Genomic DNA, 23,390 nt, shown 5'->3' with positions numbered 1-23,390 from the left:
GTTAAGTCTTGGGTTGGTTCACGCCGGCGCGGTGGCCGACAGGAATTGTTGCAGGCGCGTCGATTTCGGCGCGCCGAACAGAGCCTCTGGCGGGCCCTCTTCCTCGATCTTGCCCTGATGCAGGAAGACGACGTGGTCGGAGACGTCACGCGCCAGTCGCATGTCATGGGTGACGAGGATCATGGTGCGGTGTTCGGCGGCGAGGTCCTTGATGACCTTCACCACCTCTTGCTGCAATTCCGGGTCGAGCGCCGAGGTGGGCTCGTCGAAGAGAAGCGCCTTGGGCTCCATGCACAGCGCCCGCGCGATCGCCGCGCGCTGCTGCTGGCCGCCCGAGAGCTGCGCGGGCCAGGCGTCGCATTTGTCGCCGATGCCGACCTTGTCGAGCAACTGGCGCGCCAGCGGTTCGACCTCTGCCTTGTCGCGGCCCAGCACCGTCACCGGCGCTTCCATCACGTTCTGCAAGATCGTCATGTGCGCCCAGAGATTGAACTGCTGGAACACCATCGACAGGTTCGTGCGGAACCGGGTGACCTGCGCGCGGTCGGCAGGGCGACGATTGAGCCCCTCGCCACGCCAATGCACAGACTCGCCTTCGAAGATCACATCGCCCTTCTGGCTGTCTTCAAGCAGGTTGCAGCATCGCAAGAGGGTCGATTTGCCCGAGCCGGAGGAGCCGATCAACGACACCACATGGCCGCGCGGCGCGGTGATCGAGACGCCCTTGAGCACCTCGAGCGAGCCGTAGCTCTTGTAAAGGTCACGGATTTCGATGACGGGCGCGTCTTTGGGCGCAGGCTCGTTTCGGGTCACGCAGGCAGCTTCTCTTTGTCCATCCGCGCAATCTGGCGCGATTTGACCGGTGAATGCAACTGCGTCTGCCCGGTTGACGATGGGGAAGGGGCCGAAATCACGAGCATCTGAGGAAAAAACAGGCGCGGAGCGGTCGCGCCCCGCGCTGCCTTGCCCATCGAATTCAGGTGCGGCGGGCCTCGACGCGTTGCCGCGCCACCGCCGAATCGACGTCGTTAACGCCCAAAAGCTTCGCCGCGAGCCGGATCAACGCATCCTCATGAGCATCGCGCACGCCATCGGCCAGCGCCACGTCCCACAGCGCCTCGATCACGCCGGTGCGGTCCTCATAGGCGACCTTGTCCTTCAGCGCGCGGGTGAAGCGGACCGTGTCGGGCGCGCCCGCCTCGACCTCTTCGGCGCGCTTGCGCATCTCGGTCGCCTCGAAGCCCGAGAGCCCGTTGCGCTGCGCGAGAACCCGGTCGATCCGGGTTTTCTCCTCTTCGGTATAGTTTTCATCCGATCGCGCGAGCCGCACCAGAAGTGCGCCAAGCGCCAATTCGCGATCGGCCCCCTCCATCGGATCGGGGGCGGGATCGTTGAGCATATCGAAAAGGCGTCCAAACATAGGAATAGAGATAAGCGATGCGCGGCGCAGGGCAAGTCACGGATGCGAAAGCCCTGCGCGCGTGCCTCGCTTTTAGCCGACTTTCACGACCATCTTGCCGAAATTGCGGCCCTCCAGCAGGTCGTAGAGCCCCTGCGGCGCGGCCTCGAGGCCTTCCACCACCTGCTCCTTGTACTGAACCTTGCCCTCTTTCAGCCAGCCGGTCATCGCCTCGGAGAATTCCTGATAAAGCTCGATCGGGAAGCTGTCGAAGATGATGAAGCCCTGCACCTTCACCTTCATGCGCAGGATCGTCGAGAGGATCTGCGGGCCGTGATCGGGCCCCTCGGGCAGGCCTTGTAGATTATACCACGCGACCATGCCGCAGACCGGCATCCGCGCGAAGGGGTTGAGAAGCGGCAGCACGCCGTAGAGCACCTTGCCGCCGACATTCTCGAAATAGACGTCGATCCCGTCCGGGCAGGCCGCCGCCAGTTGCTCGGCGAAATCCTCGGCACGGTGGTCGATACAGGCGTCAAACCCCAGCGTGTCGGTGACATGGGCGCATTTCTCGGCCCCGCCCGCGACGCCGACGACGCGGCAGCCCTTGATCTTGGCAATCTGGCCGACCGTTGCACCGACGGGACCGGAGGCGGCGGCAACCACCACTGTCTCGCCCGGTTTCGGCTCGCCGATCTTCAAGAGCCCCGCATAGGCCGTGTAGCCCGGCATCCCCAGAATGCCGAGCGCCCAGCTCGGGTTCTCCGGCTCCGGCCCGAGATTGAGCACCTGCGTGCCGTCCGAGACGAAGAAGTCCTGCCAGCCCGAGGGCGAAAGCACAAAGTCGCCCTTCGAGAAGCCCGCGACATCGCTCTCCATGACCTCGGCCACGACCTGACCGGTCATCACGCCGCCGATCTCGACCGGGGTCGCGTAGGATTTCGCATCCGACATCCGCCCGCGCATATAGGGGTCGAGCGACAGCCAGACGGTGCGCAGCAGCATCTCGCCCTTGCCGGGTTGCGGCACGGCCTCGGTTTCCAGCTTCAGCGTATTGTCGTTCGGTGCGCCTTTCGGGCGCTCGGCGAGGATGATCTTGCGGTTGGTGTCGGTGGTCTGTGCCATGAAAGCCTCCTGTTTGAGAGGCCAGCTAGCACGCGGTTCGCGCGGGGAAAGGGGGCCAGCCCCCTCGGGCGCAGCCCTCACCCCCGGGATATTTCGGCAAGAGCGAAGACAGGCGCGGACCGCGCCTTCGCTCTTGAGAAATATCCCGGGGTGAATGCCGTAAGGCAGAGGGGCAGCGCCCCTTAGCTGCGGGCCGCTTTCTCGGCGATGCCGGACGTCCCTTCGCGGCGCTCCAGTTCGGCCAGCACATCGGCCAGCTTCACGTCGCGCGCCGCCAGCATCACCAAGAGGTGATAGAGCACATCCGCCGCCTCATAGGTCAGGTTCTCGCGGTCGTTCTTCGCCGCGGCGATGATCGCTTCCACCGCTTCCTCACCGAATTTCTCGGCGCATTTCTCCGGGCCCTTGGCCAGCAGTTTCGCGGTCCACGATGTGTCGGGATCGGCGCCCTTGCGGCTCTCGATGGTCGCGGCGAGTTGGTCCAGAATGCTCATTGCAGCCTCATCGGAATGCCCGCGGCGGCCATGTATTCCTTGGCCTCGCGGATCGTGTATTCGCCGAAGTGGAAGATTGACGCCGCGAGCACGGCCGAAGCCCCGCCTTTCGTCACGCCTTCCACCAGATGATCGAGATTGCCGACGCCGCCGGAGGCGATCACCGGCACGTCCACCGCGTCCGAGATCGCCTTCGTCAGCTCCAGATTGAAGCCCGAACGCGTGCCGTCGCGATCCATCGAGGTCAGCAGGATTTCCCCCGCGCCCTTCGCGGTCACGGTGCGCGCGAATTCCACTGCGTCGATGCCAGTGGATTTGCGGCCCCCGTGGGTAAATATCTCCCAGCGGCCCGGCTCCACGGTCTTGGCGTCGATCGCGCAGACGATGCACTGGCTGCCGAAGCGGTCGGCGGCCTCGGTGATCACGTTCGGATCGGCCACGGCGGCGGAGTTGAACGAGACCTTGTCGGCGCCCGCCAGCAGCAGCGCGCGAACGTCGTCATGGGTGCGCACACCGCCGCCCACGGTGAGCGGCATGAAGCATTGCTCGGCGGTGCGGGTCACCAGATCGAACATGGTGCCGCGGTTTTCGTGCGTCGCGTGGATGTCGAGGAAACACAGCTCGTCGGCGCCGGCCGCGTCATAGGCCTTGGCGGCTTCGACCGGGTCGCCCGCGTCGATCAGGTTCACGAAATTGACGCCTTTCACGACGCGGCCATCGGCGACGTCGAGACAGGGAATGATGCGGGTCTTCAGCATGGGCGGCGCTCCTTTGGCGCTTTCATAACGCGCAGGTGCCGCGAGGCAAAGGGGCAGAGTGCTCAGACCGGCTCGACCGGGCAATGCGGCAGAAGGCGGCGCACCATCGCGGCCGAGCACAGATCGGTCGCAGGCGTGGTTACGGCCGCCGCCGCGCCCGCAGCGCCTTGCTGCAACGCCTCGGGAAAGGGTTTGCCACGGGCCAGCGCCAAGGTGAAGGCGGCCACGAAACTGTCGCCCGCGCCCACTTTCGACACGACGTCGACCTTCGGCGCCACGGCGAACCAGCGCGCATCCTTGGTGGCCAGCACATTGCCGTCCGCGCCGCGCGCCACGATCACCGCATGGGCCAGCCCGCGCCGCACGAGGTCTTGGGCGAAATCGGCGCTATCCCGGCGTTCGGGCAGTTTGCGGCCCGCCAGCCCCTCGGCCTCCAGCTCGTCCATCCGCAGCACGTCGGCAGGTTGCGCCTTGCGTTCCATCAGCTGGTGCAGGGCCTCGCCGGAGGTGTCGAGGAAAAGCCGCGCCTTGGTCCGCGCCATCTTCGTCGCCAGACGCGCGGGGAAATCTTCGGGCACACCGGGCGGTTGCGAGCCCGACAGAACCACGATCCCACCTTCGGGCGCGGCCCGCGCGATCCGGCTGAGCGCCTTCGCGACATCGCGCGCGCCCCAGTCCGGTCCCGGCATCACGAAGCGATATTGCGCGCCCGTGCTCTGGTCGGTGGCGGTCAGGCTCATCCGCGTCTCGCCCGGCGCGGGGAAGGGGAAGACGGCGATCCCGGCCTCGGCCAGAAGCCGCATCACCCGATCGCCGGTTGTCCCGCCAAGGGCCACGAAAGCCGTGGAATTGCCCCCCAGAGCGGCGATCGCGCGGCTGACATTAAGGCCGCCGCCGCCCGGATCCGTGAGCGGCCGCGTGCAGCGCAGCTTGCGCTCGGGGGCGACCTCGGGGGTCTCGATCGACAGATCGACCGTCGGGTTGAGCGTGATCGTGAGGATCGAGGTCATCGCGTCTCCTTTTGGCCCAGAGCCCGACTTTGCGGCGCGGGGCGCGCGCCTGTCAACGCAGTGTTAAGGGATGGTGCGCTATGACCTCACCCGTGCTGTTTCAAAGGAGTGTGAGGATGGTCCCGGGTGCCGATGATCCGCGATGGAAGCGGGTTTTGACGAGTCAGAGCGATTTGAGTGCCGCATCGCTGGCGACGAAGATTTTGATTGCGCGCTTGCGTCGCGAGGTGGCCGCGCGCCCGGCCTCGCTTGGCGAGAAGATCGCGGAGCTGCGTGAGTTCGTGACGAAAAATGCTTTTGCCGCCGGCGATGTCGCGGCGTTCTAGGCTCGAGAGGGGATCCGGGATGAAAAATGAGATGTTGAGCGTGGCCGAGGCCACCGCGCGGATCGAGGCGGGTGACGTCATGGTCGTGGCGGGGGACGAGGCGCTTCTGGCGCAGCTCCCGCGCGGCAAATGGATCGGTGGCACCACCGTTTATTTCGTCACTGAAGAGGGCGGGGCGATGGTGCGCGACAAGCTGTTCTGCACCCGGTTCGAGCGGGCGACGGGCGCAGCGCAGCGTTGGCTCGAGGTGGGCGAACTGCCGAAGATTTCCGAAGGCTACGCCGAAAATGGCTTCACCATGATCATGATCCCCGCCTTCTCGGTGGCGCATTCCGACTTCGCGGTGGAGGGGCAAGGCTATCCCGGTCTCTTCGATCAGCCGCTGGCGGGCTGGATCACCGGGGTGCATCTCGATGAGCTGGGCAAACGCGCGCCGAAGGTGTTCGACGGCGCGACGGGGGTGGCGCATGACGAAGGGGCGGTGCTGCTGCATGTCGAGCTGCCCGATGGTGTCGCGGCCGATCTCGACATCCTCAATATCTTCGCCCAAGGCGAGGCCGAGGCGCTGACCTTCACCTTCCCGAAGGCGGGGTTCGAAGCCGAGGTGGCGACGGTCGAGGGGCAAGAGGTCAATCTCGCCCGCTACATCACCGAGCACGAGATCGACACCCGCCTGCCACTGGTCGCAAATTACGCAGGCACGCTCGTCAATGTCTCGATCCAGGAGGTCGATGCCGAGGCAGGCAGGGTGAAATTCTACGCCCCCGTTGTCGAAGGGGTCGAATACCGTCTGGCGCAGGCGCTGGGCTCCTACGCGCAGGCTTTCGCTGAAGGCGCGGGGGGCAAAGGCGCCAACGAATATTCGTGCAACTGTATTCTGAACTATCTCTACGGCGAGCTGGAAGGACAGCGCACCGGCGGCTTCACCGGCCCCGTCACTTTCGGCGAGATCGCCTATATCCTGCTCAACCAGACCCTTGTGCGCATGGAGTTGCATGAGGGCGATGCCGCCGCCTGACGGGCGGGGCGCAGCCAGTCGTGGCCCTTAGGGGCGTGCCCCTCTCAGAGCGGGATGACATAAGAAAAGCGCGCGCCGGTCGGGCGCGCGCCTGAAATTCTCCGTGCGAGTTAGACTCGCATGCATCACGGATCAAACGTTGAGTTGATAGGTGATCGGATGGAAGTGGAAGCCGGTGTCGAGCGCCTCGAGATGGCCGACGCCTGGGAAGGGCATGTGATAGCCGATGAAGGCCAGCTTGTCGGCGGCGACACGGCCCAGAAGTTCCTTGCGGGTCTTCGCGGCCATCTCCTTGTCCATGTCGTATTTCACTTCCCAATCGGGACGCTGAAGCGACCAGACATAGTGGTTCGAGGTATCGGCGGCGAGCATCAGCCCCTTGCCACCCGACTCCACCATGAATGCCATATGACCCGGTGTGTGGCCGAAGGCCTCGACCGCCGAGATGCCGGAGACGACCGAATCGCCACCCTTGAGATAGCTCATCTTCTCGGCCAGCGGACGGACCTTGGCTTCGAACGTGTCGTTGCCCGCATTCGACCAATGGTCGAATTCTTTCTGCCCGGTGATATAGGCGGCATTGGCGAAGGTCTCGCCGCCATCGCCCATCAGCCCGCCAATATGGTCGCCATGCATATGGGTGATCACGACATGGGTGATGTCTTCGGGCGCGTGTCCGGCGGCGGAAAGCGCCGAGGTGATGCCATCTGGCGACAGGCCGGTGTCGAAGAGGATCTTCTCCGAGCCGGTCTCAATCAGCGTCGGAGTAAAGAAATTCAACGACTTGTCGGCGGGGATATAGGCGGCTTCCGAGACGGCCGCGAAGTCTTCGGGGCTGGCATTCATGCCGAAGATCGTTTGCGGGTTTTCCAACTCGCGGGATCCGGCGAGCAGCGTGGTGATCGTCAGGTCGCCCATCTGCATCCGGCGATAACGCGGGATCGCGGGCGGGGCTTCGTTCGAGCTTTGCGCGGCGGCGCCGGTCCCGGTCAGAAGCGCGGGGGCGGCGGGCAGGAAAGCGGCGGTTTTCAGGGCAGTACGGCGGGTCATGAAGGTCCTGGTCATCGGGTCTCTCCCTCTCGATGGTTGGTCTTCGCAGGTCGAAGTCTAGCGCATTGCGCCGCTTCCACAGAGTCGTGAACGTTGCGTGAGCCGCTTCGGTTCACTCCCACCAGCGATCGATTGAGGAAATATCGCCATCCGACCACCCCAGATGATGCGCCAATTCATGCACGAAAATATGGGTGACGAGGGTTCCGAGGGGCTCGTTGCCGCGCGAAACCCACTCGTCGAGGATCGGGCGGCGGAAGAGCCAGATCACATCCGTGTGGCCGCCGGGGTCCATCACGGATTTCTCGGTCAGCGGGATGCCGTCATAGAGCCCAGTCAGTTCGAAAGGGTTCTCGATGCCCAGATCGGCAAGCATCGCCTCGGAGGCAAAGTCTTCCACCCGGATCGCGACAGCTTGCGCGGCGCGGGCGAATTCCGGCGGAAGCGCCGCGCGTGCGGCCTCGGCCAGCGCCTCGATCTCCTCGATGCCCGGTGCCGTGACCTCCGCCCAGTCGTAACCCTCGCTCATCGCACCCTCCAAGCCGCTCTGCACGCGCCGCATGGCCCCTCATATGGACAAACGGGCCGCCTTGTGAAAGAGCAGGCGCCAACAGGAGTTTGCCCAGATGACCACCGTTACCCGTTTCGCCCCGTCGCCCACCGGCTATATCCATGTCGGCAACCTGCGCACCGCGCTGATGAACTACCTGATCGCCCGCAAGACCGGCGGTCAATTCATCCTGCGCCTCGACGATACCGATCAGGAGCGTTCGAAGCAGGAATATATCGACGCGCTGAAGCAGGACCTCGAATGGCTCGGCATCGAATGGGACCGCGAAGAGCGTCAGTCGCTGCGTCTCGACCGCTATGCCGAAGTGGCCGAGCAGCTGAAGGCCGACGGTAAGCTTTATGAATGTTTCGAGAGCCCGACCGAGCTGGACCTCAAGCGCAAGAAGCAGCTCAACATGGGCAAGCCGCCGGTCTATGACCGCGCGTCGATGCATCTGTCGGATGCCGAAAAAGACGCGATGCGCGCGGAAGGCAAGGAAGGTTACTGGCGCTTCAAGCTCGAGCTCGAGCGGATCGAGTGGAAAGACGGCATCCTCGGCGATCTGTCGATCGATGCGGCCTCCGTGTCCGATCCGGTGCTGATCAAGGCCTCGGGGCAGGTGCTCTATACCTTCGCCTCACCGGTCGACGACGCGGATATGGGCATCACCCATATCGTGCGCGGCGGCGACCACGTCACCAATACCGCGACGCAGATCCAGATCATCGAGGCGATCGGCGGCAAGGTGCCTAGCTTCGCGCACCATTCGCTGCTGACCGGCCCGCAGGGCGAGGAACTGTCGAAGCGTCTTGGCGCGCTCTCGATCCGCGATCTGCGCGCCGAAGGGATCGCCCCCGAGGCGCTCTTGTCGATGATGGCGCGTCTGGGCTCGAGCCAGCCGATCGAGCTGAAAATGTCGATCGACGAGCTGGCCGACGGGTTCGAACTGAACCATTTCGGCTCGGCGCCGACGAAATTCGATCCGGCGGATCTGATCCCGCTGACCCGTGCGCGCAACCAGCACCTGCCGTTCTCGGCCGTGGCGGATCGCATCGCGGAGCTCGGCATCCCCGAGGATCAGCGCGAGCGCTTCTGGAAGGTCGCCTCGCAAAATATCGACAAGCTCGACGATCTGAAGGGCTGGGCCGATCTGTGTCTGAACGGCGCGGAGCCTTCGATCGACGAGGAAGATCGCGACTTCATCGCGCAGGCCATGACGATGCTGCCCGCGCCGCCCTATTCCGACACCACGTGGAAGGACTGGACCTCGGAGGTGAAAGAGGCGACCGGGCGCAAGGGTAAGGGGCTGTTCATGCCGCTGCGCAAGGCCGTGACCGGCATGGCGCACGGGCCCGATATGGGCGAGCTGATGCCGCTTCTGCACAAGGTTCCGGCGCGCGGCTGACGGCTCCGCCGCAGGCTCGCAAAACCAATTCCAAAAGCGCGAGGGGAGAGCCCCTCGCGCTTTTTGTTTGGGCAATTCGCGACCTCGTGAGGTCGTTTTCGGCGGTAAAGCGGCGCTTTTGGCGATTGGGGCTTGTCAGTCGCGCGGGGCCTCAGGTAATCGGGAGAAGTCGGATACGGGAGAATCCGGGGGAAACCTCGGTGCCGAAGGAGCAACCGCCCCGGTAAACTCTCAGGCAAAAGGACCGTGCCCGACGAAGGACTCTGGAGAGTGATGCTGCGCGCAATCGCGGCATCCGCCGAAGGGATAACGATCTCAGGCGTCTGCATCGCAGGCACGGACAGAGGGGGCATCGGGCGAGCCGGAAGGCTCATGAATCGATGCCGGATCATCCGGCTGAAGGGGAGGCCGCGATGAGCGAGTTGAAACGCACACCGCTATACGATCTGCATGTTGAGCTGGGCGCCAAGATGGTGCCTTTCGCGGGCTACGAGATGCCCGTGCAATACCCGCTGGGCGTGATGAAGGAACACCTGCACACGCGCGCGAAGGCGGGGCTGTTCGATGTCAGCCACATGGGGCAGGTGATCGTGCCGGGCGAAGGCGCTGCCGAGGCGTTCGAGGCGCTGGTGCCGGTCAGCCTGATGGGTCTGAAAGAGGGCCGTCAGCGCTATGCGATGTTCACCGATGAGAATGGCGGCATTCTCGATGACCTGATGGTGGCGAACCGTGGCGATCATCTGTTCGTCGTGGTGAACGCGGCCTGCAAGGAAGACGACATCGCCCACATGCGGGCGCATCTGGAATCGGTCGAGGAACTCACCGACCGCGCGCTCTTGGCGCTGCAAGGGCCCGCCGCCGAGGGCGTGCTGGAGGCGCTGGTGCCCGGCACCGCCAAGATGCGCTTCATGGATGTGGGCATCTATCACTGGAACGGGGCGGAGCTATGGATTTCGCGCTCGGGCTATACCGGTGAAGACGGCTACGAGATTTCCGTGCCTGCCGACCGCGCGGTGGAATTCGCCCGCAAGCTGCTCGCCGATGAGGCGGTGGAGCCGATCGGACTGGGCGCGCGCGACAGCCTGCGGCTCGAAGCGGGGCTTTGCCTCTACGGCCACGATATCGACACCACCACGACCCCGGTCGAGGGCAACATCGCCTGGGCAATCCAGAAGGTGCGCCGCAAGGGTGGGGAGCGCGAAGGCGGCTTCCCCGGCGCGGATCGCATCCTGAGCGAATTGGAAAACGGACCGAGCCGCCTGCGCCTCGGCCTGCGCCCCGAGGGCCGCGCACCGATGCGCGAAGGCGTCGAGATTTTCGCCGAGGCCGAGGGGGGCGATCCGATCGGACGCGTGACCTCGGGCGGTTTCGGTCCCTCGATCGAGGCACCGATGGCGATGGCTTATTTGCCGGCCGAAACGCTCGAAGGCACCACCGTCTATGGCGAGGTGCGCGGCAAGCGTCTGCCCGCCAAGGTCGTGCCGATGCCCTTCCGTCCTGCCACTTACAAACGCTGAACAACCAATCGGGAGACGTTACATGAAATTCACCGAAGACCACGAATGGCTCAAAACTGAAGGCGACGTTGTGATCGTCGGCATCACCGAGCACGCTTCCGAGCAATTGGGCGATGTCGTCTTTGTCGAGCTGCCCGATGTGGGCGACACGGTCGAAAAGGGCGACGAGATCTGCGTGATCGAGTCGGTCAAGGCCGCCTCCGACATCCTCGCGCCGCTGGGTGGCGAGATCGTCGAGATCAACGAGGATCTGGCCGACAATCCGGGCCTGGTGAACGAAGACCCGCTGGGCAAGGCGTGGTTCTTCAAGATGAAACTCGCCGACGCCTCCGCGCTCGACGGCTTCATGGACGAGGCCGCTTACAAAGACTTCATCGGGTAATATCCATGACCTTCACCCCCACGACTTACGACAGTTACGATTTCGCCAATCGCCGCCATATCGGGCCTTCACCGGCCGAGATGGAGGAGATGCTCAAAGCCGTGGGGGCGCCGGACCTCGACGCGCTGATCGCCGAGACGGTGCCGAAAAGCATCCGTCAGGCCGAGCCGCTGGGCTGGGCGCCGCTGACCGAATATGGCCTCCTGCAGAAGATGGAAGGCGTCGCGAAGAAGAACCGCGTGATGACCAGCCTGATCGGGCAGGGCTATTACGGCACCGTCACGCCGCCCGCGATCCAGCGCAATATCCTCGAGAACCCGGCCTGGTACACGGCCTACACGCCCTACCAACCCGAGATCGCGCAGGGCCGTCTTGAGGCGCTTCTGAACTTCCAGACGATGGTGTCGGACCTGACCGGCCTGCCGGTCGCCAATGCCTCGCTTCTGGACGAGGCGACGGCGGCGGCGGAAGCCATGGCGATGGCGCAGCGCGTGTCGAAGTCGAAGGCCACCGCCTTCTTCGTCGACGAGAACTGCCACCCGCAGACCATCGGCGTGATCCAGACCCGCGCCGAGCCGCTCGGGATCGAAGTGATCGTGGGCGCGCCCGAGACGCTTGAGGCCGAGAAGGTCTTCGGCGCGATCTTCCAATATCCGGGCACCTATGGCCATGTCCGCGACTTCACCGCCGAATGCGAGGCGCTCCATGCCGCGAAAGCCGTGGCCGTGGTCGCGACCGATCTTCTGGCGCTGTGCCTGCTCAAAGAGCCGGGCGCAATGGGAGCCGATATTGCCGTCGGCTCCGCGCAGCGGTTTGGCGTTCCGATGGGCTATGGCGGCCCGCATGCGGCCTTCATGTCCTCCACCGACAAGATGAAGCGCGCGATGCCGGGCCGGATCGTCGGCGTGTCGATCGACAGCCACGGCAACCGCGCCTACCGCCTGAGCCTGCAGACCCGCGAGCAGCACATCCGCCGCGAGAAGGCGACTTCGAACGTCTGCACCGCGCAGGCGCTTCTGGCCGTGATGGCGAGCTTCTACGCGGTCTTCCACGGCCCCGTCGGGCTGCGTGCGATCTCGGAACGCGTGCACCTTCTGACCGTGCAGCTGGCCGATGCGTTGAAAGCGGCAGGCGCCTTGGTGGAGCCCGCGAATTTCTACGATACGATCACCGTCGAGGTGGGCGTGGGCCAGCAGGGCATCCTCGCCGCCGCCCGTCATCGCGGGATCAACCTGCGCAAGGTGGGCCGCGACCGGGTCGGGATTTCGCTCGACGAGACCAGCGATCCGGGCGTGGTGGCCAAGGTGCTCGACGCCTTCGGGATCACCGAAGCGGCGCCCAAGGCCACGCAACCGGCGGTGCCGGATGCGCTGCTGCGCGAGAGCGATTACCTCACCCATCCGGTTTTCCACATGAACCGCGCCGAATCCGAGATGATGCGCTACATGCGTCGTCTCTCGGATCGTGACCTCGCGCTGGATCGCGCGATGATCCCGCTCGGGTCCTGCACGATGAAGCTCAACGCAGCCGCCGAAATGATGCCGCTGACCTGGCCGGAATTCGGCTCGCTGCACCCGTTCGTGCCGCTCGATCAGGCGCAGGGCTATGCGGAGATGATCGACGATCTGACTGCGAAGCTGTGCGAGATCACCGGCTATGACGCGTTCTCGATGCAACCCAATTCGGGCGCGCAGGGGGAATATGCGGGGCTGTTGACAATCGCTGCCTATCACCGCGCCAATGGCGACGATCAGCGCGATGTCTGCCTGATCCCGATGTCGGCGCATGGCACGAACCCGGCCTCGGCGCATATGGCGGGGATGAAGGTCGTCGTCGTGAATTCCGCGCCCAATGGCGATGTGGATCTGGAAGATTTCGAGGCGAAAGCGGCAGAGGCGGGCGACAAGCTCGCGGCCTGCATGATCACCTATCCCTCGACCCACGGCGTGTTCGAGGAGACCGTGAAGCGCATCTGCGACATCACGCACGAATATGGCGGTCAGGTCTATCTCGACGGCGCCAACCTCAACGCGCTGGTGGGGCTGGTGAAGCCGGGCGAGATCGGCTCGGACGTCAGCCACCTCAACCTGCACAAGACCTTCGCGATCCCGCATGGCGGCGGCGGTCCCGGCATGGGGCCGATCGGGGTGAAGTCGCACCTCGCGCCCTTCCTTCCGGGCCACCCGGAGACGGGCGGCGAGGAGGGGCCGGTGAGTGCCGCGCCCTACGGCTCGGCCTCGATCCTGCTGATCTCTTGGGCTTATATCCTGATGATGGGCGGGCCGGGTCTGACGCAGGCGACCCGCGTCGCGATCCTCGCTGCGAACTACATCGCCGCGAAGCTGAAAGAGGGCTAACCGATCCTCTTCATGGGCAACCGCGGACGTGTCGCGCATGAATGTATCATCGACACGCGGCCCTTCGCGGAGGTGGGCGTGACGGTGGACGACATCGCCAAGCGCCTGATGGATAACGGCTTCCATGCGCCCACGATGAGCTGGCCGGTCGCCGGCACGCTGATGGTGGAGCCCACGGAATCCGAGACCAAGGCCGAGATCGACCGCTTCATCACCGCGATGCTTTCGATCCGTGACGAGATCCGTGAGATCGAGGCGGGCGAGATCACCCCCGAGGACAGCCCGCTGCGCCATGCGCCGCATACGGTGGAAGACCTCGTGGCCGATTGGGACCGGAAATACACCCGCGAACAGGGCTGTTTCCCGGCAGGCGCCTTCCGCGTCGACAAATACTGGCCGCCCGTGGGCCGGGTCGACAACGTCTTCGGCGACCGCAACCTGATCTGCACCTGTCCGCCGGTCGAGAGCTATGCCGACGCGGCGGAGTAACCGCCAGCCAGAATGAAGAAAGGCCGGAGCATCGCGCTCCGGCCTTTCTCTTCTTCTCGAAAAAAATATCCAGACGCGCCGGTTACTTCACCGGGTTGCGGTAGATCACGCGGCGCAGCGAGCCGGTTTTCGACCGCATCAGCATCGTCTCGGATTCGATATAGGTCGGCTCGCGCTTCACGCCCTTCACGATGGACCCGTTGGTCACACCGGTCGCGGCGAAGATCACGTCCGAACGCACCATCTCGTCGCGCGTATAGACCTTGTCGAGATCGGTGATCCCGGCCTTCTTCGCACGGCCACGCTCGTCGTCGTTGCGGAACAACAGCTTGCCCCACATCTGACCGCCCATGCATTTCAGTGCCGAGGCCGCCAGCACACCCTCAGGTGCGCCACCCGAGCCCATATACATGTCGATGCCGGTGAAATCGGGCTCGGCGCAGTGAATGACGCCCGCCACGTCGCCATCGGTGATCAGGCGGATCTTCGCACCGGTCTCGCGGACCTCGGCGATCATGTCCTCGTGGCGCGGACGGTCGAGGATGCAGACCGCGATGTCCTTGGTCTCCACGCCTTGGGCCTTGGCCAGCGCCTGAACGCGCTCGGTCGGGGTCATGTCGAGCGAGACCACGTCTTTCTCGTAGCCCGGGCCGATGGCCAGCTTGTCCATGTAGACGTCGGGCGCGTGCAGCATCGTGCCGCGCGGCGCCATCGCGATCACGGTCAGCGCGTTGGGCATGTCCTTCGCGGTCAGCGTGGTGCCTTCCAGCGGGTCGAGCGCGATATCCACTTCCGGGCCGACGCCCTGACCGACTTCCTCGCCGATAAAGAGCATCGGAGCCTCGTCGCGCTCGCCTTCCCCGATGACCACGGTGCCGCGGATTTCCAGCTTGTTGAGCTGATCGCGCATCGCGTTCACCGCCGCCTGATCGGCAGCCTTCTCGTCGCCGCGACCGATCAGGTCGGCGGAGGCATGAGCAGCCGCTTCCGACACGCGGGCGAGGCCCAGCGAAAGCATGCGGTCGTTGAAATCACTCGGAGGGGTCATTTGGGTCTTCCTGTCTGCCTAGGCGTTGTGGGCCGGGCATAGGTAAAGCCTGTGGGGGCGCGAAGGGCAACCCCGTGAACGCTAACAGGAGGGGCCAGCCGCTATTGCGGTGAAAAATGGCACGCAATGCGGGGTTTGGGCCGCCTGAGGTCGCGAAAATAGGCGGCCGAATAACCGGTGTGCGTGGGGCGGGCCCGCATCGTCGCGCCGTCCGGTGGCACCTCGCGGTCGGGATGGCGGCGCCCGGCGGGAAAGGGCCGAGCGCTGCGGGCCTTTCAGACCTCTTCGATGCGGATCGCGATCGGCTCGCCCTCGACCACGCGGGTCGCGGGCAGGGCGTCGATCGCGGCGTCGACTGCGTCGCGCGTCGTCTTGTGAGTGACGATCAGCACCGGGGCCGAGGTGTCGGCATGGCCGTATTGGCGCATCCGGCTGATCGAGACGCCCGCCTCGCCCAGAACGGTCGCGACCTTCGCCAGCGCGCCGGGTTTGTCCGACAGCTGCAGGCGCAGGTAATAGGGCGCGGGGATCGCGGTGACGGCCGGGGTGGGGGCCTCAAGCTTGTCTGCGGGCTGGCCGAAGACCGGCAGCCGCAACCCGCGTGCGAGGTCCATCACATCGCCCATCACGGCGCTCGCGGTCGGGCCTTCGCCCGCGCCCGCGCCACGCAGCACGATCTGGCCGACCGAGTCGCCTTCCAGAACGGTCATGTTGGTGCCGCCGGTCAGCTGACCCAGCGGTGAGGTGGCGGGCACCAGGCACGGTGTCATCCGCTGCTCGAGCCCGCGGCCGGTCATCTGCGCGACGCCCAGAAGCTTGATCTTGTAGCCCATATCGCCCGCGCGGCGGATATCGTCGATCGAGATGCGCCCGATCCCTTCCAGCGTCACGTCGTCGAAAGCGACCTGCGTGCCGAAGGCGATGGAAGCGAGGATGGCGAGCTTGTGGCCCGCGTCGATCCCGCCCACGTCGAGGTTCGGATCTGCTTCGAGATAGCCAAGCGCGCGTGCCTCCTCGAAGACCGTGTCATAGGGCAGGCCCGCATCTTCCATCCGCGTCAGGATGTAGTTGCAGGTGCCATTCATCACGCCCATCACGCGGCGGATGCCGTTGCCGGCAAGCCCTTCGGTCAGCGTCTTGATCACCGGGATGCCGCCCGCGACAGCGGCCTCGTAGCGGATCGTGCGGCCGAGGCTTTCGGCGAGTTCCGCGAGCGCCTGACCGTGATGTGCGAGCAGCGCCTTGTTCGCGGTCACCACGTCCTTGCCCGCTTTCAGCGCGGCTTCGGTGGCGTCCTTCGCGGGGCCTTCATGGCCGCCCATCAGTTCGACGAAGACGTCGATGTCGTCGCGCTTGGCGAGCGTCACCGCATCGTCTTCCCATGCATAGCTCGACAGGTCCGCATCGCGGTTCTTCGTGCGATCGCGTGCGGTGATGGCGGTAATTTCGACCGTGCGGCCCGCACGGGCTGCCAGCAGATCGGCGTGGCGTTGCACGATCTTCACCACACCGATGCCCACGGTGCCGAGACCCGCGATGCCAAGACGCAAGGGTGCGGTATCTGAGACGGCGGACATAGGGACCTCATGAGCGAAACTTGGTGGTTTGCGCCCTGTTAGCGGGAAAGCGCAGGCAGGGCAACGCGGCGTGCGGCTTCAACCGCTCTATGGCGTGATTTTATTGGCTGCGCATCGCGTCTGCGCGGGCGCGCAACGCATCGGCGCGGGCCTCCAGCTCGGGGGCCGGATCGGGGGTGAGGGGCTGATCGGTCAGGATCTCGTCCATCGGCAGCAGCGTCGGATAGCCCTCCATCGACTGTTTCGAACAGGCGGCGAGCGAGGCCAGCAAGGCAAACAGGGCGATCAGGGCAGGGGCGCGCATGGTTTCTCCTCTCGGGACAGGGGCAAACTATTGCGCCCACGGCCCCATTGCCAGTGCCGATTGCGCCGCAAATCGGGTTTGATAATGAACGCCCGTTCAGTTAGCGTCGGTATCATGGCACGCAAGACTGGCTCCCATTCCGAGATTACCGGCCCGAAGATCCGCGCCGAGGCGCAAAGGCTCTTTGCGCGGCATGGGTTTGCTGCGGTCTCGATGCGCCAGATCGCAGGCGCGGTGGGGGTGCAGGCGGGGGCGCTCTACCTCTACACGCCCGACAAAGAGGCGCTGCTGTTCGATCTGCTGAAGACCCACATGGACGAGTTGATCGCCGCGTGGCACGCCGAGCCCGGCGGGGGCGACGCCCATGCGCGGCTGGAGCGTTTCGTGCGCTTCCACATCCGCTTCAACCTCGAGCGGGCGGAGGCGGTGTTCCTCAGCTATATGGAGCTGCGCAACCTGAGCCCGGAGAATTTCGCGGTGATCGAGGGGCTGCGCAAGACCTACGAGACCGAGCTGGAAGCGATCCTGAAGGCAGGGCAGGACGAGGGCGTGTTCCTGATCCCGGATACCAAGCTTGCGACGATGGCGATCATCGCGATGCTGACCGGGGTGAATACATGGTTCCGCGAAGGTGGTCGTCTGAGCCGCGCCACCGTGGCCGATATCTACTGGGATATGGTGCGCAAATCGGTGGGCGCTTGAGCTAAGGAAAAGGGCGACCGAAGCCGCCCTGTACCTCTGTGATGAATTGCTTAACAAGACTTAGCCGGGCTGAGCCTCCTGCGGCGGCGGCTCCAGAACCGGTGCTGTGGGCGCTTTCGGCCGATCGAATTGCAGGCTGTGAATGCCGCCGAAGCCTTCCCAGCCGCCCTGGAAGAACAGATCGCCGCCGACGGTCCAATGTTCGCCCATCAGGCCGCCCGTGCCGAACCAGCCACGGCTGCCGTAGCCCATGCCCAGTTCCGCCATGGCATTGTCCTGTCCGGCGACACCGGTCAGCTTGATCTTGCCCTGAACCGGTCCCGGACCCATGCCGAGATGCAGCGACAGCTTCGCCCCGTTGATGTCGCCATCCGGGTCGAGGTCGTAATTCATCGCGCCGAACACCCCTTCAAGGCCGCTCGCGCCCGGGCCGAAGGTCCAGTTCAGACCCACGAAGCCCTTGGTATCATTCGCCATGGCCGCGCTTGCGAGGCAAGCGGTCACCGCGGCAATCGTCATCATGCGTTTCATGGCACCCTCCACACTTGGTGTTAACGCTGGGTTAACCCTCACGCGGAAATTCACATGACGCAATGATTTGTGTCACTTGCGGTGGATTTCCTCAGCGATGTGTCAGGCGCGCAGGGCCGCCAGCGCCTCGGTCAGATCGAGTGCCCCGTCATAGATCGCGCGCCCCGAGATCGCGCCCGCGATCACGCCCGTGTCGCGCAGGGCGATCAGGTCGGGCAGGGACGACACGCCACCGCTCGCGATCACCGGGATTTCGACCGCGCGGGCCAATGCCTCGGTCGCGGCGATATTGGGCCCGCCCATTGCGCCATCGCGCATGATGTCGGTGTAGATGATCGCGGCGACGCCCGCGTCCTCGAAGGACTTCGCCAGATCGGTGACCATCACATCGGTCTCTTCCGCCCAGCCCTTGGTCGCGACTTTGCCGTTGCGCGCGTCGATCCCGACGGCCACTTGACCGGGGAAGGCTTTCGCCGCCTCGCGCACAAGATCGGGGTTCTCGACCGCGACGGTGCCGAGGATCACCCGCGCCAGCCCTTTATCCAGCCAGCGCTCGATCGTCGCCATGTCGCGGATGCCACCGCCCAGCTGCGCGGGCACCTTGATGCGCGACAGGATCGCCTCAACGGCGGCGGCGTTCACCGGCTCGCCCGCGAAGGCACCATTGAGGTCCACCAGATGCACCCATTCGCAACCCGCCGCCTCGAACTTGGCCGCCTGTGCCGCCGGGTCGTCACCGAAGACCGTGGCCTTGTCCATCTCGCCATGCAGCAGACGCACGCATTGGCCATCCTTGAGGTCGATTGCGGGGTAGAGGATCATCTGTGGGCACTCCTGAACTGTCGCGATGCCTCTTGCCACGGGTTCGCGGATTTTCCAAGCCTGACGCGGACGTCACGTCAGGCTTGCCGGGAATCGCTCTTGCATGGCCTGATGCGGCCAGCAGGCAAAAGGGAGGAGATTTGCCATGAAGACTTTGATGATCGCCGCAGCGACCCTGGCACTGGGCGCAGGCGCGGCGCTGGCCGACCCGATCGAGGGCACCTGGAAGACGCAGCCCGATGACGGCGCCTATGCCTATGTGGACATCGCGCCCTGCGGGTCGAAGTTCTGCGGCACCATTGTGCGGACCTTCAAGGGCGGCAGCGAGTACAAGTCGGAAAACCTCGGCAAGCAGCTCGTGATCGGGATGGAGCCGAAGGGCAACAACAAATACCAGGGCAAGGTCTGGCGTCCGTCCAACAACAAGATCTACCTCGGCAAGGTCACCGTGAACGGCAACGCGATGGCGCTGGCTGGTTGCGTGGCGGGCGGTCTGTTCTGCAAGTCGCAGGACTGGCAGCGCGTGAAGTGATGTATTCCCCGGCCCCTGCGATGACGCGGCGGGCCGGGATTTCTCGCCGGACTTACTCGGGGATCAGGTCTGCGTAGGTGAACCCGTCGCGCATCACCGTTTCGCCCACCCGCACCGGGATCGGCGCGTCAAAGATAGGGCCCGCGCTGACGGCGGTGTGAAACTCGCCATTCTCGCCGCAGGGATCGACGCCTTCGGGCAGATCGGCCAGCAGGCTTTCATCGAAACGCCGCCCCGCGAAGCTGGGGTCGAGCTTGCTCGGGTCCACCGTCACCAGATGCGTGACGAACCCCGCTTCGATCATCTCGCGCGCCAGCTGATCCGTGGGGCGCTGCCAGAGCGGGAAGATCGCCTCGACGCCCAGCGGCTTCAGCTTCTCGATCCGGTAATCGCGCACGTCTTCGAGGAAGAGATCGCCGAAGACCATCGTCTCGACGCCAAGCGCCTTCACCTGATCCATGGCAGAGGCTATCCGAGCCTCGTAATCCTCGTTCGAGCAGGGCCAGGGCAGCGGCACCTCGATCAGCGGCAGGCCCACGGCCTTCGCCTGACGGCGCAGCAGCTCATTGCGCGTCCCATGCATCGCCACCCGGTCGAAAGCCTCGTTGGTCGTGGACAGCAGCGCCACGACATCCGCGTGACCTTCCGTGCGGCAAGCATGGAGCGCCATCGCGCAATCCTTGCCCGAGGACCACGACAGAACCGCCTTGGGCGCCATCAGGGTTTCCAGCCGAGGAAATTCGCGATCAGTCGCAGACCGGTGGCCTGAGATTTCTCGGGGTGGAACTGGGTGCCGACGATATTGTCGCGGCCCACGATCGCGGTGATCTCGGTGCCATATTCGGCATAGGCCAGACGGTGCTGCGGCTCGGCCACCTTGAAGTGGTAGCTATGCACGAAATAGGCGTGATCGCCGGTCGAAATCCCGTCGAGCACGGCGTGATCGTTGTCGATCACCAGATCGTTCCAGCCCATATGCGGGACCTTCATCGACGGATCGGAAGGCTCGATCTTCACCACTTCTCCGGGGATCCAGCCGAAGCCCTCGGTCTCGCGGAACTCGAGCCCGCGCGTCGCCAGCATCTGCATCCCGATGCAGATCCCGAGGAAGGGGCGGCCCTTAACGGTCACCGCCTCTTCGATCGCCTGCGCCAGCCCCTCGAAGCGATAGAGCGCCGCGCTGCAGGACGGAAACGCCCCGTCGCCCGGCAGCACGATCCGGTCGGCGCGCGCGACGACGTCCGGCTCAGAGGTCACGACGATCGTGCCGTGACCCGTCTCATTCGCCATGCGCTGAAACGCCTTCTCGGCCGAGTGCAGGTTGCCCGAATCGTAATCGACCAGTGCCGTGAGCATCAAAGCGCCCCTTTGGTCGAAGGCAGCACGCCGCCCATACGCGGATCGGTCTCGACCGCCATGCGCAGGGCGCGGGCGACCGATTTGAATGCGGCCTCGGCGATGTGGTGGCTGTTAAAGCCATGCACGCGGTCGATATGCAGCGTGATCCCGCCATGGGTCGAGAGCGCCTGGAAGAATTCACGCACCAGTTCGGTGTCGAACGTGCCGATCTTCGGGGAGGGCATGTCGCAATTCCACACGAAGAAGGGGCGCGCGGACAGGTCCAGCGCGCATTGCACCTGCGTGTCATCCATCGCCAGTGCGAAATGGCCGTAACGGCGGATGCCGCGCTTGTCGCCAAGCGCCTGCACCAGCGCCTGACCCAGTGCGATCCCGGTATCCTCGACCGTGTGGTGATCGTCGATATGCAGATCGCCCTTCGCCCGCACCGTCATGTCGATCAGCGAATGCCGCGCGAGCTGATCGAGCATGTGGTCGAAGAAGCCCACGCCCGTCTTGTTATCGAATTGACCGGTCCCGTCGAGATCGATCTCAACGCTGATCTCGGTCTCGGCGGTCTTGCGGCTGATCGTGGCTTTGCGCATTGGGCGCCTCCTTGAAACTCACCGCCTTATAGGCCGGGGCAGGGGGCGCGCTCAAGCGGGGGCATGTCGATTGACGGGCAGTGGGGCGGAAAAACAAAAGCCTCCCCGAAGGGAGGCTTTTTTGTATTGGAGCGGGCGAGGCGATTCGAACGCCCGACCCTAACCTTGGCAAGGTTATGCTCTACCCCTGAGCTACGCCCGCATCCTTGGGTATTTGACCGAACTGGAGCGGGCGAGGCGATTCGAACGCCCGACCCTAACCTTGGCAAGGTTATGCTCTACCCCTGAGCTACGCCCGCGCCGGTTCGGTGGAGGCGGATTTAGGGGATAGCGGCGTAGGCTGCAAGAGGAAATTTTGCGCGAAGGGGAAAATTCCTGCCTGACGTTTCGGCAGGTGGTGCCGAGCTGCGTTGCAAGCACCTAGCGACGCAAGAGGACAGCAAGCCGGCGGGCTCAGGACGCGCCAAGCGAGGGGGCTCTGCCCCCGCTGGCTGCGCCAGCCCCCCGGGATATTTGACCCAAGCCGAAAACGAAAAATGCCCGACTCGATCCGCAGAAGGGCGGGCGAGCCGGGCACGTTCGTCTTGGGCGGTCATCGGCGTCCCCGCCTGTTCCGCGAATCCTTGATAGCGTGAGCGTAGTTAATGTTCCGTTACGCCCGTTCGGCTTGGTGGAAATATCCCGGGGGGCTGGCGCAGCCAGCGGGGGCAGCGCCCCCTCCACCCCTCGGGTCAGCTCAGCGCCCGCCAGCCGATATCGCGGCGACAGAAGCCTTCGGGCCAGTCGATCGCGTCGACCATTTCATAGGCCCGATCGCGCGCTTCCTGCAGGCTCTCGCCGCGGGCGGTGACGTTGAGCACGCGGCCGCCGCTTGCGACGACGTGTCCGTCTTTCTCGGAGGTGCCCGCGTGGAAGACCATGCGCGAGCCGTCTTCGGGCAGCGCGTCGAGCCCGCCGATCACCGAGCCTTTTTCATAGGCGCCGGGATAGCCCTGCGCGGCCATCACCACGGTCATCGCGTGATCCGGCGCCCACTGCGCCTGCACCTCGTTCAACCGCCCTTCCGCGCAGGCCAGCAGCAGATCGAGCGCCTGCGCTCCGAGCCGCAGCATCAGCACCTGACATTCGGGATCGCCGAAGCGCACGTTGTATTCCACGAGCCGCGGCTGGCCATCCTTGATCATCAGCCCGGCATAGAGCACGCCCTGGAACGGGGTGCCGCGCTTGGCCATCTCGGCGACGGTGGGGCGGACGATCTCGTCCATCGCCTTCGCCTCGATCTCGGGGCTAAGGATCGGGGCGGGGGAATAGGCGCCCATGCCGCCGGTGTTCGGGCCGGTATCGCCTTCGCCGACGCGCTTGTGGTCCTGCGCGCCGCCCACGGCGAGCACGTTCTCGCCATCGCACAGCACGAAGAGCGAGGCTTCCTCGCCCTCCATGAATTCCTCGATCACGACTTCCGCGCCCGCGCTTCCGAACGCGCCGCCGAAAATCTCGTCGATGCCATTGAACGCCTCATCGAGCGTCATCGCGACGATCACGCCCTTACCGGCGGCGAGACCGTCGGCCTTCACTACGATCGGCGCGCCCTGTTCGCGTACATAGCCCTTCGCGCCTTCCGCGCTGGTGAAGCGGGCATAGGCGGCGGTGGGCGCGCCACAGGCGTCGCAAATTTCTTTCGTGAAGGCTTTCGAGGCTTCCAGCTTCGCGGCCTCCGCCGAGGGGCCGAAGGTCAGGATGTTCTGCGCGCGCAGCGCATCGGCCACGCCCGCAGCGAGCGGCGCTTCCGGCCCGATCACCACGAAATCGACCGCATTGGCCTCGCAGAGTTCCAGCACCGCCGCCGCATCGTTCGGATCGATCGCCGCGCAATCGGCGATCTGTGCGATCCCGGCATTGCCCGGGGCCACGATCAGCCGGTCGCATTTCGGATTTTGCTTGATCGCCCAAGCCAGCGCATGTTCGCGCCCGCCGCCGCCCAGAACCAGAATGTTCATCGCTCGCCCCCTTGGCCTTCGCTTTCCCGCCTTCTAAGCTGCGCGAAACTCTGA

Annotated in this window: 24 protein-coding genes, 2 tRNA genes, 1 pseudogene and 1 riboswitch; of the genes and pseudogenes, 8 read left to right on the top strand and 19 right to left on the bottom strand. The window is 65.0% G+C overall.

Going from position 1 to position 23,390, the window contains the following annotated elements:
* Positions 1 to 18: 18 nt before the first annotated feature.
* The 6 genes from BMI85_RS03190 to BMI85_RS03165 all read right to left on the bottom strand — a co-directional run bounded on the left by BMI85_RS03190 (position 19) and on the right by BMI85_RS03165 (position 4,786).
* Positions 19 to 813: an amino acid ABC transporter ATP-binding protein gene (locus tag BMI85_RS03190; RefSeq protein ID WP_078519679.1), complete on the bottom strand. Its 795-nt coding sequence runs from the start codon at positions 811 to 813 to the stop codon at positions 19 to 21.
* Between the two features lie 163 nt (positions 814 to 976).
* Positions 977 to 1,420 carry a TerB family tellurite resistance protein gene (locus BMI85_RS03185; RefSeq protein WP_078599477.1) on the bottom strand — a complete coding sequence of 148 codons (444 nt, stop codon included), beginning with the start codon at positions 1,418 to 1,420 and terminating at the stop codon, positions 977 to 979.
* A 72-nt stretch (positions 1,421 to 1,492) separates the two neighbouring features.
* Positions 1,493 to 2,524, bottom strand: a complete 1,032-nt coding sequence (locus tag BMI85_RS03180) for an NADP-dependent oxidoreductase (RefSeq protein WP_078599476.1) — start codon at positions 2,522 to 2,524, stop codon at positions 1,493 to 1,495.
* 182 nt (positions 2,525 to 2,706) lie between these two features.
* Positions 2,707 to 3,018, bottom strand: a complete 312-nt coding sequence (locus BMI85_RS03175) for a phosphoribosyl-ATP diphosphatase (RefSeq protein WP_078519676.1) — start codon at positions 3,016 to 3,018, stop codon at positions 2,707 to 2,709.
* A complete protein-coding gene (gene hisF / locus BMI85_RS03170; protein ID WP_078599475.1) occupies positions 3,015 to 3,776 on the bottom strand; it encodes an imidazole glycerol phosphate synthase subunit HisF in 762 nt (253 codons plus the stop codon). Before hisF ends, BMI85_RS03175 begins: the two co-directional genes overlap by 4 nt.
* Before the next feature lie 62 nt (positions 3,777 to 3,838).
* Positions 3,839 to 4,786, bottom strand: coding sequence for a 1-phosphofructokinase family hexose kinase (locus tag BMI85_RS03165; protein WP_078599474.1), 948 nt, complete (start codon positions 4,784 to 4,786; stop codon positions 3,839 to 3,841).
* Between the two features lie 116 nt (positions 4,787 to 4,902).
* On the opposite strand from BMI85_RS03165, the gene BMI85_RS03160 reads away from it, so the two are divergent.
* Positions 4,903 to 5,112, top strand: coding sequence for a hypothetical protein (locus BMI85_RS03160; RefSeq protein ID WP_078599473.1), 210 nt, complete (start codon positions 4,903 to 4,905; stop codon positions 5,110 to 5,112).
* Between the two features lie 19 nt (positions 5,113 to 5,131).
* Positions 5,132 to 6,130, top strand: coding sequence for a hypothetical protein (locus tag BMI85_RS03155; RefSeq protein ID WP_078599472.1), 999 nt, complete (start codon positions 5,132 to 5,134; stop codon positions 6,128 to 6,130).
* 132 nt (positions 6,131 to 6,262) lie between these two features.
* Here the strand turns inward: BMI85_RS03155 and BMI85_RS03150 are convergent, their stop codons facing one another.
* Together BMI85_RS03150 and BMI85_RS03145 are read right to left on the bottom strand one after the other, a co-directional pair.
* On the bottom strand, positions 6,263 to 7,180 hold the full coding sequence (locus BMI85_RS03150; RefSeq protein WP_246832470.1) for an MBL fold metallo-hydrolase: 918 nt from the start codon (positions 7,178 to 7,180) through the stop codon (positions 6,263 to 6,265).
* 112 nt (positions 7,181 to 7,292) lie between these two features.
* Positions 7,293 to 7,709 carry a metallopeptidase family protein gene (locus BMI85_RS03145; RefSeq protein ID WP_078599886.1) on the bottom strand — a complete coding sequence of 139 codons (417 nt, stop codon included), beginning with the start codon at positions 7,707 to 7,709 and terminating at the stop codon, positions 7,293 to 7,295.
* A 97-nt stretch (positions 7,710 to 7,806) separates the two neighbouring features.
* Here BMI85_RS03145 and gltX point away from each other — a divergent pair, with 97 nt between their 5' ends.
* From gltX to gcvP, 4 genes and pseudogenes are all read left to right on the top strand, one after another.
* Positions 7,807 to 9,135: a glutamate--tRNA ligase gene (gltX, locus tag BMI85_RS03140; RefSeq protein ID WP_078599470.1), complete on the top strand. Its 1,329-nt coding sequence runs from the start codon at positions 7,807 to 7,809 to the stop codon at positions 9,133 to 9,135.
* 166 nt (positions 9,136 to 9,301) lie between these two features.
* Positions 9,302 to 9,392: riboswitch (glycine riboswitch) on the top strand.
* A gap of 156 nt (positions 9,393 to 9,548) precedes the next feature.
* A complete protein-coding gene (gcvT, locus tag BMI85_RS03135; protein WP_078599884.1) occupies positions 9,549 to 10,652 on the top strand; it encodes a glycine cleavage system aminomethyltransferase GcvT in 1,104 nt (367 codons plus the stop codon).
* 22 nt (positions 10,653 to 10,674) lie between these two features.
* Positions 10,675 to 11,034, top strand: a complete 360-nt coding sequence (gene gcvH / locus BMI85_RS03130; RefSeq protein ID WP_078599469.1) for a glycine cleavage system protein GcvH — start codon at positions 10,675 to 10,677, stop codon at positions 11,032 to 11,034.
* A gap of 5 nt (positions 11,035 to 11,039) precedes the next feature.
* Positions 11,040 to 13,880, top strand: a pseudogene (gene gcvP, locus BMI85_RS03125) (aminomethyl-transferring glycine dehydrogenase).
* Positions 13,881 to 13,962: 82 nt separating this feature from the next.
* Here the strand turns inward: gcvP and glpX are convergent.
* The 3 genes from glpX to BMI85_RS03110 all read right to left on the bottom strand — a co-directional run bounded on the left by glpX (position 13,963) and on the right by BMI85_RS03110 (position 16,809).
* Positions 13,963 to 14,928, bottom strand: a complete 966-nt coding sequence (glpX, locus tag BMI85_RS03120) for a class II fructose-bisphosphatase (protein WP_078599468.1) — start codon at positions 14,926 to 14,928, stop codon at positions 13,963 to 13,965.
* Positions 14,929 to 15,203: 275 nt separating this feature from the next.
* Positions 15,204 to 16,505 (bottom strand): homoserine dehydrogenase, encoded by a 1,302-nt coding sequence (locus BMI85_RS03115; protein WP_078599467.1) that lies wholly within the window; start codon positions 16,503 to 16,505, stop codon positions 15,204 to 15,206.
* Positions 16,506 to 16,605: 100 nt separating this feature from the next.
* Complete coding sequence (locus BMI85_RS03110) at positions 16,606 to 16,809, bottom strand: hypothetical protein (RefSeq protein WP_078599466.1); 204 nt, start codon at positions 16,807 to 16,809, stop codon at positions 16,606 to 16,608.
* Positions 16,810 to 16,923: 114 nt separating this feature from the next.
* On the opposite strand from BMI85_RS03110, the gene BMI85_RS03105 reads away from it, so the two are divergent.
* On the top strand, positions 16,924 to 17,511 hold the full coding sequence (locus tag BMI85_RS03105) for a TetR/AcrR family transcriptional regulator (protein WP_078539730.1): 588 nt from the start codon (positions 16,924 to 16,926) through the stop codon (positions 17,509 to 17,511).
* Between the two features lie 60 nt (positions 17,512 to 17,571).
* On the opposite strand, the gene BMI85_RS03100 is transcribed toward BMI85_RS03105, so the two are convergent.
* Both BMI85_RS03100 and hisA read right to left on the bottom strand, forming a co-directional pair.
* A complete protein-coding gene (locus BMI85_RS03100) occupies positions 17,572 to 18,042 on the bottom strand; it encodes a hypothetical protein (RefSeq protein ID WP_078599465.1) in 471 nt (156 codons plus the stop codon).
* A gap of 102 nt (positions 18,043 to 18,144) precedes the next feature.
* Positions 18,145 to 18,864, bottom strand: a complete 720-nt coding sequence (gene hisA, locus BMI85_RS03095; protein WP_075776131.1) for a 1-(5-phosphoribosyl)-5-[(5-phosphoribosylamino)methylideneamino]imidazole-4-carboxamide isomerase — start codon at positions 18,862 to 18,864, stop codon at positions 18,145 to 18,147.
* 145 nt (positions 18,865 to 19,009) lie between these two features.
* Between hisA and BMI85_RS03090 the strand changes: the two genes are divergently transcribed.
* Positions 19,010 to 19,396, top strand: a complete 387-nt coding sequence (locus tag BMI85_RS03090) for a DUF2147 domain-containing protein (RefSeq protein ID WP_078519662.1) — start codon at positions 19,010 to 19,012, stop codon at positions 19,394 to 19,396.
* Positions 19,397 to 19,448: 52 nt separating this feature from the next.
* On the opposite strand, the gene BMI85_RS03085 is transcribed toward BMI85_RS03090, so the two are convergent.
* The 6 genes from BMI85_RS03085 to purD form a co-directional block, all read right to left on the bottom strand.
* Positions 19,449 to 20,114, bottom strand: a complete 666-nt coding sequence (locus BMI85_RS03085; RefSeq protein WP_078599464.1) for an ATP-binding protein — start codon at positions 20,112 to 20,114, stop codon at positions 19,449 to 19,451.
* Complete coding sequence (gene hisH, locus BMI85_RS03080; protein ID WP_078599463.1) at positions 20,114 to 20,752, bottom strand: imidazole glycerol phosphate synthase subunit HisH; 639 nt, start codon at positions 20,750 to 20,752, stop codon at positions 20,114 to 20,116. The genes BMI85_RS03085 and hisH overlap by 1 nt, the downstream gene beginning before the upstream one ends.
* Positions 20,752 to 21,339 carry an imidazoleglycerol-phosphate dehydratase HisB gene (gene hisB / locus BMI85_RS03075; protein WP_078599462.1) on the bottom strand — a complete coding sequence of 196 codons (588 nt, stop codon included), beginning with the start codon at positions 21,337 to 21,339 and terminating at the stop codon, positions 20,752 to 20,754. The genes hisH and hisB overlap by 1 nt, the downstream gene beginning before the upstream one ends.
* 127 nt (positions 21,340 to 21,466) lie before the next feature.
* Positions 21,467 to 21,541, bottom strand: a tRNA-Gly gene (locus BMI85_RS03070).
* Positions 21,542 to 21,563: 22 nt separating this feature from the next.
* A tRNA-Gly gene (locus tag BMI85_RS03065) sits at positions 21,564 to 21,638 on the bottom strand.
* 432 nt (positions 21,639 to 22,070) lie between these two features.
* Positions 22,071 to 23,336: a phosphoribosylamine--glycine ligase gene (purD, locus tag BMI85_RS03060; RefSeq protein WP_078599461.1), complete on the bottom strand. Its 1,266-nt coding sequence runs from the start codon at positions 23,334 to 23,336 to the stop codon at positions 22,071 to 22,073.
* Between the last annotated feature and the right edge of the window lie 54 nt (positions 23,337 to 23,390).

The sequence above is a fragment of the Thioclava sp. DLFJ4-1 genome (genome assembly GCF_002020145.1).
Taxonomy (GTDB): Bacteria; Pseudomonadota; Alphaproteobacteria; order Rhodobacterales; family Rhodobacteraceae; genus Thioclava; species Thioclava sediminum.
The sequence above is the reverse complement of the archived record's forward strand: the minus strand, read 5'-3'. Positions and strand labels throughout refer to the sequence as shown.

Excerpts from the sequence above, each read along its gene's own strand:
- BMI85_RS03185 (WP_078599477.1), bottom strand. The coding sequence starts at position 1,420 with ATGTTTGGACGCCTTTTCGATATGCTCAACGATCCCGCCCCCGATCCG.
- BMI85_RS03180 (WP_078599476.1), bottom strand. The coding sequence starts at position 2,524 with ATGGCACAGACCACCGACACCAACCGCAAGATCATCCTCGCCGAGCGC.
- BMI85_RS03175 (WP_078519676.1), bottom strand. The coding sequence starts at position 3,018 with ATGAGCATTCTGGACCAACTCGCCGCGACCATCGAGAGCCGCAAGGGC.
- hisF (WP_078599475.1), bottom strand. The coding sequence starts at position 3,776 with ATGCTGAAGACCCGCATCATTCCCTGTCTCGACGTCGCCGATGGCCGC.
- BMI85_RS03165 (WP_078599474.1), bottom strand. The coding sequence starts at position 4,786 with ATGACCTCGATCCTCACGATCACGCTCAACCCGACGGTCGATCTGTCG.
- BMI85_RS03160 (WP_078599473.1), top strand. The coding sequence starts at position 4,903 with ATGGTCCCGGGTGCCGATGATCCGCGATGGAAGCGGGTTTTGACGAGT.
- BMI85_RS03155 (WP_078599472.1), top strand. The coding sequence starts at position 5,132 with ATGAAAAATGAGATGTTGAGCGTGGCCGAGGCCACCGCGCGGATCGAG.
- BMI85_RS03150 (WP_246832470.1), bottom strand. The coding sequence starts at position 7,180 with ATGACCCGCCGTACTGCCCTGAAAACCGCCGCTTTCCTGCCCGCCGCC.
- BMI85_RS03145 (WP_078599886.1), bottom strand. The coding sequence starts at position 7,709 with ATGAGCGAGGGTTACGACTGGGCGGAGGTCACGGCACCGGGCATCGAG.
- gltX (WP_078599470.1), top strand. The coding sequence starts at position 7,807 with ATGACCACCGTTACCCGTTTCGCCCCGTCGCCCACCGGCTATATCCAT.
- gcvT (WP_078599884.1), top strand. The coding sequence starts at position 9,549 with ATGAGCGAGTTGAAACGCACACCGCTATACGATCTGCATGTTGAGCTG.
- gcvH (WP_078599469.1), top strand. The coding sequence starts at position 10,675 with ATGAAATTCACCGAAGACCACGAATGGCTCAAAACTGAAGGCGACGTT.
- glpX (WP_078599468.1), bottom strand. The coding sequence starts at position 14,928 with ATGACCCCTCCGAGTGATTTCAACGACCGCATGCTTTCGCTGGGCCTC.
- BMI85_RS03115 (WP_078599467.1), bottom strand. The coding sequence starts at position 16,505 with ATGTCCGCCGTCTCAGATACCGCACCCTTGCGTCTTGGCATCGCGGGT.
- BMI85_RS03110 (WP_078599466.1), bottom strand. The coding sequence starts at position 16,809 with ATGCGCGCCCCTGCCCTGATCGCCCTGTTTGCCTTGCTGGCCTCGCTC.
- BMI85_RS03105 (WP_078539730.1), top strand. The coding sequence starts at position 16,924 with ATGGCACGCAAGACTGGCTCCCATTCCGAGATTACCGGCCCGAAGATC.
- BMI85_RS03100 (WP_078599465.1), bottom strand. The coding sequence starts at position 18,042 with ATGAAACGCATGATGACGATTGCCGCGGTGACCGCTTGCCTCGCAAGC.
- hisA (WP_075776131.1), bottom strand. The coding sequence starts at position 18,864 with ATGATCCTCTACCCCGCAATCGACCTCAAGGATGGCCAATGCGTGCGT.
- BMI85_RS03090 (WP_078519662.1), top strand. The coding sequence starts at position 19,010 with ATGAAGACTTTGATGATCGCCGCAGCGACCCTGGCACTGGGCGCAGGC.
- BMI85_RS03085 (WP_078599464.1), bottom strand. The coding sequence starts at position 20,114 with ATGGCGCCCAAGGCGGTTCTGTCGTGGTCCTCGGGCAAGGATTGCGCG.
- hisH (WP_078599463.1), bottom strand. The coding sequence starts at position 20,752 with ATGCTCACGGCACTGGTCGATTACGATTCGGGCAACCTGCACTCGGCC.
- hisB (WP_078599462.1), bottom strand. The coding sequence starts at position 21,339 with ATGCGCAAAGCCACGATCAGCCGCAAGACCGCCGAGACCGAGATCAGC.
- purD (WP_078599461.1), bottom strand. The coding sequence starts at position 23,336 with ATGAACATTCTGGTTCTGGGCGGCGGCGGGCGCGAACATGCGCTGGCT.